Here is an 8,954-nt window from a genome sequence, read left to right on the forward strand (position 1 = left end):
TCTTGGATCTTGCAGCTCTGCCTATGGTTGATGGGTTTAGGAGTAGCGGTTTAAGACTAGTGGGTTGTAATTAGTGGTTGATTCAACGTGATCACGGTGATCAACGTGATCAGTGTGATCGAGATGGCTTTATCGTTCTATTTGTCATGTAATTTTTATCTCTTTGGGTGATATTCCTCATCTTTGATTGAATAGTGATAGTCTGATTAAAGAGTTATTTGCTCATGGATTATGGCCTCTTTAAATTTCGAAATATTGATTTCAAATTTCTATTGAGACGAGAATAATTATCGGCTTTTAGCATAATTTTTTAACAGGGGGAGATTCCTATCGACTCCAATGATAATTTGACGAATATCGATTCGCCAACAAAGACAATTACGGATTTTTTACTCCAACAGGTACTTGACATGACCGAAGTTCCCCTAGATCAATCGGTGAACTCCATCGTGAACCGATTCGTCCGATCCGTCTATATCCATCTTGTTGAGCTAGAAGGTGGTTGCGATGAGAAGGCACATCCCCTGATCGAAAGCGAGCTAGAGGATCGTCTTCGTCTTTATGGTATTTATTTGGATGGACAGCAGCTTTTAGGTGACTTTGTAAATCATGAGAAGCTCCTGGATCGACTTCGTTCTTTTTTAGGGAATCAAAACCGGATTCCAAAAGATCGTTGGTTACGCGCGATCGATCTCCATGAGGTAGAGTTCAGAGAGGCTCACTTGGAGATAATTCGAGCTGAAACCGCCTATTGTGACGGATTGTATAACTTATTTATCCAGATATCGAGAGACTTTGATTCGTTTTGCGCCCTGTCAGAGCAGAGTCTTTTCGACTCTTTGGCTAATTGTGTCACAAAATATTTGGATGCTCATCGCGTAACAATATTTGTGGCATATGGAACAATTAGCACGGGCTTTGACGATCGGGTCACCCGAGTTGCTAGTGGCGGTCATGAGTGTTCACTTTCCTCAAGTGCTCTTTTCGACTCACAAGATCTAATGGTTGGGGCGTTTGATTCGATCCGTCGCGGTGATGTAGTGGTGCAATCACCGGGCTGGCAATATGTCGATGAGACCCAGTTTCTGGAGGCTTATGATTCGAGCCATCCAAGAATAGATTCTGATATCCGCCAAGGTAGGATCTACTTCCCATTTAGGATTTCACAGGCTCGGACTGGAGCGATCGCGATATCGCTTCATGCAAATTCAGTTATTCCTGGAGGAATTAGTCCAATAGTTGATGCACTGGGTAAAGAACTGGACCGAATCTTTCAGGCGAGAGCTGTCATGGTTCGCAATCGACGTTTGGAGTCCGCCAAATCTATACGTGCAAAGATCTTATTTTCTGAATCAGTAAATGAAATTGAGATTATCAAAGAGGCGACACAAGCGTTGGTTCAAGACGAAGTGGTTGCAGGAGCTGCGATCTTTCTTCGTCATGACGAGGACAGTACCCTTAGGGTCGCATACGGATTTGTTGATCCAGAGACTCAAATGATCCTTGATGGCTGGACGATGACCTTCGGGGCTGGAGATGAACTTAGATACCCCCTTGTTGAGTCGCTTATTACGAGGAAAGTAGTAGTAACCCCAGGGGTGCCAGTTGCCGGAAGTGCATCTATGTCCCTTAGACCAGCCATTATGGCCAACTTCGAGCATTCAACTTTGATTCGAGTTCCCATTGTAAAAGATGAATATGGAATCGGAGTTATGGCACTACTTGCATATGACGAAGAAGACAATCTAGTCGACGATCACTTGATCGGTGAGTTCGTCAATATTCAAGAGAGCTCCGTCACCCAAGCCCGTGCGAACCTTGCAAAGGAGACTTCTCGCTGGCTGGCCGAGCTAAATGAGACTTTGCTCGAAAGTGCAGGAGTGCTTGTTTCTGCGCTGACCGAGGAAGAGTTGTTGGACCCACTCTGCAAAGCGCTTGTCTCCAAGGGAGTTTTTAGCACCGGAATCTTTCTAAAGAGGGATAGGAAGTTGCGAACCCTAAGAACCGTGGCAGCCAGTGGAATCGCAGTGGATGAATTTGATCGGTTGTTAGTCGCGTTTGAGTTAGAAAAAAAGAGATCAGTTTTGGCCAAGTTGGCCTTCGGGGATTCGGTTCAAGTCTGCGATCGTAACCATAGGGATGTCGATCTGGCCCATTGGCATAAGCTTCTGCACTCAAATGGATGGATTTCGGCGGTAGCCGCTCCTGTTCGGCGGGACGGTCGCGCATTTGGAGTCTTGATTGTTACCTCTAATCAGCTTGAGGCTCTATCTGACTCCGTTGTACAGATGATAAAGACGGTAGCGATGATGATTGAGCATGGATTTGGTGAGATCGATCTCAAAGTGAGTCTCAACCAAGAGCGATCCCGTCTGAGCACCTTAGCTAGTATGGACTTTTTGACTGGTATCGGCAATCGAGCTGCTTTTGAGTACCAATGCGCGATTGCGCTTGAAAATAGAAAAGATGAGATTATTGCCATTGGAATTTTGGATCTTGATGGCTTTAAGGATTTGAATGACTCTTTTGGCCATCAGGCTGGGGATCGATATCTAAAAGTCTTGAGTCAGAAGATTTTGGAAGCATCTCGCAGTAGCGAAATCGTTGCTCGTTTGGGTGGTGATGAGTTTGGCTTTTGCCTTCGAATCCAAGATGTAAGCGAGATTTCAAGTTTTGTAGATCGAATTAGTGACTTGATCCGTGATAGCACGTTTGAACTGAGCGTTACGGGTAGCTTTGGATGGGCTTTTGCACCTTTGGATGACGCTTCTTTCGACTCCCTCTTAGCTAAAGCAGACGAAGCTCTATATGCAGCCAAATCAGGAGGTGGAGATCAATTTAAGTTCTATGGTGGTGAAGTCGCTCGTAGCGTAGGTGTGCGGAACTCAGTTCGTGAAAAGTTGCCTGATGCGATTGAAAAAGGTGTAGTTAGCTTCAAATATCAACCTAAGGTCCAAATTTCTACGGGAGATGTTTGTGGGTTAGAGATGCTACTTCGCTGGGGAAGCTTTGAGACCTCGGTAGTCATTGGAGAGCTTAAAAACAATCCCGTTTTAGCTCGAAGTGTTGGCAGGTATCTGATCAAAAGAGCCAGATCCGCGCGAGAGATCTTGGATCGTCAAGGGCTAGAGGCAGTGGATCTCTCGTTGAATTTTTCACCGTCGCACTTTCTTGGTTCGGACTTTGAGAATGACTTAGAGCCCCTATCTTCCAGGAGCAGATCCTTCGTAATCGAGATAACTGAAGATGTAGCAATTGAGGATTTTGAAGAAGCTCGTCTTAGAATCTCAGCACTTAAGGGCAGTGGATTTAGGATCTCCATGGACGATTTTGGCAGTGGATTTACCTCTCTTTCTTCGATTGCTAAGTTGACTGTGGATGAGATTAAGATAGACAGGTCTTTCCTCTTAGAGGCTGATAATGATCCAAATACCTATGCTGTATTTAGCTCTTTATTGATGCTTGGGCGACTCGCGAACGCAAGGGTCGTTTTAGAAGGAATTGAAAGCCGAGCCCAAGAAGAACTCTGGGTGACCCTTGGCGGTAAGTTTGCTCAAGGATATCTATATGGTAGACCAAGAGACCTTGGCGAAAGCATTTCGATTATACGAAATCAACCAATAAAACCCAATTTGGATGTGGCTTTACCAGTGGAAGACTTTGAGCTGATAGGCCACTTCTTGCACTTTCAGCACTTTCATACCAATAGTCGATTCCTAAGTTCCACAGATGCCTCATGTGGGCTAGGGGATTGGTTCGATCGACGTTTTGAAAAATGGGGGCTCCTCGATGAGTTCAATAGTGCAAATATGGCACATGGTCGACTTCATATCTACCTTCAAGATGCAAAGTCAAATCTTTCAAGGGCGTATATAGACGAACTGGAAGGCGAAGTTCGCGATAGGATCGTATTACTTGCTCGAGCAATAAAGGCAATCTCGGCAAACAGGACAGGCTAAAGCTCATCAATTGTCTCTATCGTCTAAATTATTAATGGGATAGCGATTAAATTATTAATTGCGAGACTATCACTTCAGTCGCCTGTTTCTATATCGAATAGGGCTCGTGCGCTAGACGTCTAACTCCCCTCTATGTCAAAGTAAGGCTATTTGTTTTAACTATTTGGTTGCCGTGGCATCGTCGTTTCTTTGTGTCTTGTTTGAATTTTCTTGGGTTTTGGCTCTCATCTATTCGCATAACACTCTGAAATGCTCCAATGAGCCCTTTTAATTTCTTGTAAAGTGTGTTAATCTTCTCATGACATGCTTACACCCGAGGAACTCGCCACTATTGAAGCATTCATGGCGAAGACTGAAAACATCGACGAATATAAGCGGGCGCTGGCAGTTCTCACCCTTGAAGATGGGAGTCCCCTCAACAGGACAGGCCTCTCTGTCAAGCATGTACAGCGAATTCGACGGTCATTCCGCAGCATTGGCACTGAGGCATTCAAGGACAAGCGCCATAACAACGCTCCGGTACTTCTCTCAAAGTCTCAAAGAGATGAAGTGGCAATCATGCTCACGACTACAACTCCCAATGACCACGGCTATAGCAGTTCCCCGTTTTGGTCAACACGGATCCTGGCTACAGTACTCAAGCGCAGATACGGTGTTCTCTATGCCTCTAGGACTAGCTATTACGTTCTGTTTCGGGAAAGTAAGTTCAGCTTCCATCTGCCGGGCAAACAGTACGAGAAGGCTGATCCACAAGCGGTAGCTGAATGGAAAGACGAGCAGCAAGAACGTCTGAAAGAGGCATTCTCTGATCCAGATACGGTGATTCTCTGTGAAGACGAGATGGTTCTCACTCAGGCGACAACTACTCAGAAAGTGTGGATACCGAAAGGAACCACACCAGCTGTAATTGAGACCAATGGAACCAGAATGAACCGGAGCATCTATGGGTTTTTGAACCTCAAGACAGGCAAGGAGCATGCATTTGCAACAGAGCGCCAGACTATGCATGAAACAGCGGCCATACTGCTGGCGATCCGCAAGATCTACCCAAGAGAGAAGATTCTGCTTATATGGGATGGGGCAGGATGGCACAGAGGGAGCGTCGCTCAAGAGGCAATTAGGGAGCATCACATCGAAGCAGTCCATTTCCCTCCGTATTCTCCGCAACTCAATCCCCAGGAACACGTTTGGAAGCAAGGGCGCTCTGCTGTAACCCACAATCGCTTCATTCCCAAGATTGAACCAGTCACAAAGGAATTAGTCGACTATCTCAACACGACGACATTCCCATACTCTTTGCTTGATTTCAAGGAGCAAGTCAGAGTGTGAGCTCTATAGTGTCTCTTTTGGTAATTTCCTTGTAGTATGCGGAATTAATGATTTGTGCCTTTGTTTTACCTTATGAGCGATAGAGCTCGATAAGAAAAGGACATAGGAATAAGCTCCGACCAATTGGATTAGTAATCGATGAGAATGATCGCAAATACCTTGAATCGGTGATTAGAAAGACTACCGCACCTGCAAATCAGGTATTTCGAGCAAAGATTGCCTTGATGTGTGGTGACGGGGTTGTAACAGTTGGCACAAAGATGTTCTATAACGATATGTAATGAACTTACGTGAGTGGGCACTGTCCCAAGGTATACATCCTCAAACGGCATATAAGTGGTATCGTGCCGTACTCTGCCTGTCCCTGCGCTAAAGTAGGGCAACCCATATTGTGGGAGATCTAGAGTCTCAACCGTCCGTATCTAAGTCTGCCGTCATATATGCACGAGTGTCTTCTGTAGATCAAAAATCAGACCTAGATCCTCAGGTTGCCAGAGTTCTTACCTGGGCTACAGAGCAGGGGTACTCAACAGATCGCGTAGTCACAGAAGTTGGTTCGGCCCTTCGCAGACATAGGCGAAAGTTTCTGTCGTTACTTAAAGACCCCACTGTAGACACAATTTTGCTACAGCACAGAGACCGCTTCTGCCGGTTTGGAGCTGAATATATAGAGGCTGCACTTGAGGCTCAGTCCAGGAAATTGGTTGTGGTAGACCCAGCCGAGGTAGATGACGATCTAGTGCGCGACGTCACGGAACTGCTCACGTCTCTCTGTGTCCGCCTCTACGGTCGCAGTTCGGCTACTAACAAAGCTCAGCCTGCTATTGATGCGGTGTGCTCATGATCGCAGTAATGCGGACAAAAGCACAGGCTCAGAAAGTGTCCGAACTAACTGTGTGTAAAGTTCTTCTTGACGAAGGTAACCCAACAAGGAAAGTATCGCTCACCGGAGATTTCGAGCAATACCGAGATGCACTAGAGTCAGTCAGCGTACTATTTTGCAGCTATGTGACGATACCGGCGAGAAGGTTCACTTTGATCGTTGCCGCATCTCCTGACGGCAAGGTGCTGTACGTAGTCACCAGTGGCCCTAATGGATATGAGATCGAGACAATTAGCTTGACCTCGAATCCTCCCACGATTTCCAACACTACCATCTTCCTAGCGGAACTCCAACCGACATCGCAATATCTCCAGACGGTAGTCATCTCGGGGTAACTTTGAATACCTCCGCTTCGCAAAACGTATCCACGGGTGAAGTGGCGATCTATCAGGTCAATCGAGATGTGATTCAGTCTTCAACTGCGCCAGCAATAATCCCAATTGCTACCACAATTCCAAATTCTCTGGCAATGAGTAACTCCTCAGTCTTCGTAACACCGAGTGCCATCACCACCAAAAATAACAAGAGCTTTTACAACTTTTCGAGTTTCGATATAGCAAGTGGTAACGCCAACTACACAACTGCCCTAACCCATCTTTCGCAGAATTCCCGAAAAATCGCCCCAATTGGCCCCTTTGAGTTGATTTTTGAGGATTTTCGGCTTGGGTGATTTATAGATTTCCTGGTAGATGGGTATTAGGTCTTTTTGGGTCGCGAATGTAGTGTCCTAATTTTTGAGTAGTTTTGATTATGACTTGCATTAGCTCTGACATGGTGCTATTGTCTTGTTGTGTTTATCCGTGAAACTCCAACAGTTAATAAAAAGACCGGCGTTAGCTACAGTAAGTACCAACTCGTTGAGTCCTACCGCTGTGAAAAAGGTCCCCGTCAACGTATAGTAATGACCTTGACCGAACTGGACCTGGATAAGTCATTGTGGCCAGCTCTGGCCAATGCAATTGCCCAGAGACTCTCTGGAGTAACCTCACTCTTTGAATCAGATCCTATTATTGCCAGATACGTCGATCTAGCAATCACTAAGTATGCAATTCGTTCCGAAGTTGCAGCCGCTAAAGAAACAAGAGCTACTGAGGCTGACCTTGAGATGGTGGATCTCTCTAGTGCTAAGACTATCAATAGTAGAAGTATCGGTCCAGAACTCATAGGAAACTCGTTCTATGAAGCTCTTAGCTTCGATAAGATCCTAGAGAGTGCAGGTCTATCGGGTGAATCCCTTGGTATTGCCAAGGCAACGATAATAGCTCGTCTTATTCATCCTGGATCTGATCGAAAGACGTATTCGTATATCAACTCCAACTCTTCATTACCTGAGATATGTGGTATCGATCTCTCTAAGTTTCACAAGGATAAGGTCTATGCAATTGCAGATAAGCTCTATGACGCTAAAGGCGTCATAGAGCCAGCACTCTATAGAGCTAGCTCTGATCTCTTTAGGACGAATACCAGGCTCTTTCTCTTTGATCTAACTAACACCTACTTCGAAGGTTCTACTAGGGGGAACTCCCTAGCTAAACATGGACATTCCAAAGAGAAGCGTTTTGATTGCACATTAGTTTCTCTGGCACTACTTGTTGATCACAGGGACTACCCATCTACTCAGAGATACATGAGGGCAATACCTCTGAGCCTAGAACTCTCATTAGCGTACTTGATGCCTTGGAGTCTCTATCGGATGGATCTCTCTTTGGGGATGTTGTTCCTACCATTGTGATGGATAGGGGAATTGCTACCAAGGCAAACCTAGAACTTCTTATTAAGCGCAATCTCAACTACGTAGTAATTGAGAGAGCTAACAAAAAGAGTCTCTATCGAAGCCATTTCATGGAGATGGAAGGCTTCACCGAGATCTACGATGCCCAAGGATCCCCAGTACTGGTGAAAAAGCTCCAAGTGGAACCACAAAAGCCACAAGGACAAGTGAAAACACAAGTACAAGGACAAGTGCAAACGCTAGAAGAAGACACCGGCACTGACGACAATAACAGTTACACCACCTCCGGCAACACTAGCAACAGTATCAGCAACAGCAGCAACGACACCAAAATCATCAAGAGCGACAGTAGCACCGACACTGACGAATATATCCGTAATGGTGCCACCGGCAACAATATCAGCGACAGCACCGACACTGATACTAACGCCACCTCCATCTCCTCCTCTTCCTCTCCACCTCCATCTCCTCCTCTTCCTCCAACAACAACACCACAACCGTGGTGTTGTGTCGTTCTTTGGGAGATCCAAGAAGGAATCAGCGATCTCTAGTCAAGCTAACGAGAGATTCTTAGTAGATATCACTTCGTTGAATACCTCAATCACAAAGGGTTCTATATCTAAGACCACAGTTGTCTCAGAGCGTATCGGACGCATCAAGGCCAAGTACCCAAGTATTGCTTCCAAATACGAGATATCCCTTGAATATCATCAAGACCATGGCAAGATCATCAAAAAGAGACGCTTTGACAAAGTAATCAATCTCACTATTACAGAAAAACCCACTAAAGCCAAAGATGATAATCTCCAAGGAGCCTACGTCATAGACACCAGCCATAGCGAGCTAGATGCAGGTGAGATCTGGAATATCTATACGACTCTCACTAAAGTAGAAGATGCCTTTAGATCCCTCAAGAGTGATCTTGGACTTCGACCGGTCTATCATCAACTAGCTAGCCGAACTGCTGCTCACCTCTTCATCTCAGTACTTGCCTATCACCTCCTTAGTGCTATTGAGCTGACCTTGAGGCAAAATAACGATAAGAGAAGAT

Annotated in this window: 6 protein-coding genes and 2 pseudogenes; all 8 read left to right on the forward strand. The window is 45.5% G+C overall.

From position 1 onward, the window contains the following. Positions 1 to 410: 410 nt before the first annotated feature. Positions 411 to 3,959, forward strand: coding sequence for a putative bifunctional diguanylate cyclase/phosphodiesterase (locus ACIDITHRIX25_RS99035; protein WP_213333461.1), 3,549 nt, complete (start codon positions 411 to 413; stop codon positions 3,957 to 3,959). A 303-nt stretch (positions 3,960 to 4,262) separates the two neighbouring features. Next, entirely contained in the window at positions 4,263 to 5,288 is a 1,026-nt protein-coding gene (locus ACIDITHRIX25_RS99040; RefSeq protein WP_201731809.1) for an IS630 family transposase, read from the forward strand. Positions 5,289 to 5,568: 280 nt separating this feature from the next. Continuing rightward, positions 5,569 to 6,132, forward strand: a pseudogene (locus ACIDITHRIX25_RS99045) (IS607 family transposase). Beyond that, complete coding sequence (locus ACIDITHRIX25_RS99050; protein ID WP_201733570.1) at positions 6,129 to 6,506, forward strand: hypothetical protein; 378 nt, start codon at positions 6,129 to 6,131, stop codon at positions 6,504 to 6,506. The pseudogene ACIDITHRIX25_RS99045 and the gene ACIDITHRIX25_RS99050 overlap by 4 nt, the downstream one beginning before the upstream one ends. Before the next feature lie 2 nt (positions 6,507 to 6,508). Continuing rightward, the gene (locus ACIDITHRIX25_RS99055; RefSeq protein WP_201733571.1) at positions 6,509 to 6,841 is read left to right on the forward strand and encodes a hypothetical protein; all 333 of its coding nucleotides are present in this window, start codon (positions 6,509 to 6,511) and stop codon (positions 6,839 to 6,841) included. Positions 6,842 to 6,961: 120 nt separating this feature from the next. Continuing rightward, positions 6,962 to 7,903 carry an IS1634 family transposase N-terminal domain-related protein gene (locus ACIDITHRIX25_RS99060; protein ID WP_249685762.1) on the forward strand — a complete coding sequence of 314 codons (942 nt, stop codon included), beginning with the start codon at positions 6,962 to 6,964 and terminating at the stop codon, positions 7,901 to 7,903. Continuing rightward, the gene (locus ACIDITHRIX25_RS99065) at positions 7,900 to 8,454 is read left to right on the forward strand and encodes a hypothetical protein (RefSeq protein ID WP_349632168.1); all 555 of its coding nucleotides are present in this window, start codon (positions 7,900 to 7,902) and stop codon (positions 8,452 to 8,454) included. The genes ACIDITHRIX25_RS99060 and ACIDITHRIX25_RS99065 overlap by 4 nt, the downstream gene beginning before the upstream one ends. Then, positions 8,411 to 8,954: pseudogene (locus ACIDITHRIX25_RS99070) on the forward strand (IS1634 family transposase); the annotation flags it as partial. The gene ACIDITHRIX25_RS99065 and the pseudogene ACIDITHRIX25_RS99070, both read left to right, overlap by 44 nt.

It is taken from the genome of Acidithrix sp. C25, assembly GCF_904848545.2.

Coding starts and splice junctions, on each gene's coding strand:
- ACIDITHRIX25_RS99050 (WP_201733570.1), top strand. CDS start 6,129: ATGATCGCAGTAATGCGGACAAAAGCACAGGCTCAGAAAGTGTCCGAA.
- ACIDITHRIX25_RS99035 (WP_213333461.1), top strand. CDS start 411: ATGACCGAAGTTCCCCTAGATCAATCGGTGAACTCCATCGTGAACCGA.
- ACIDITHRIX25_RS99040 (WP_201731809.1), top strand. CDS start 4,263: ATGCTTACACCCGAGGAACTCGCCACTATTGAAGCATTCATGGCGAAG.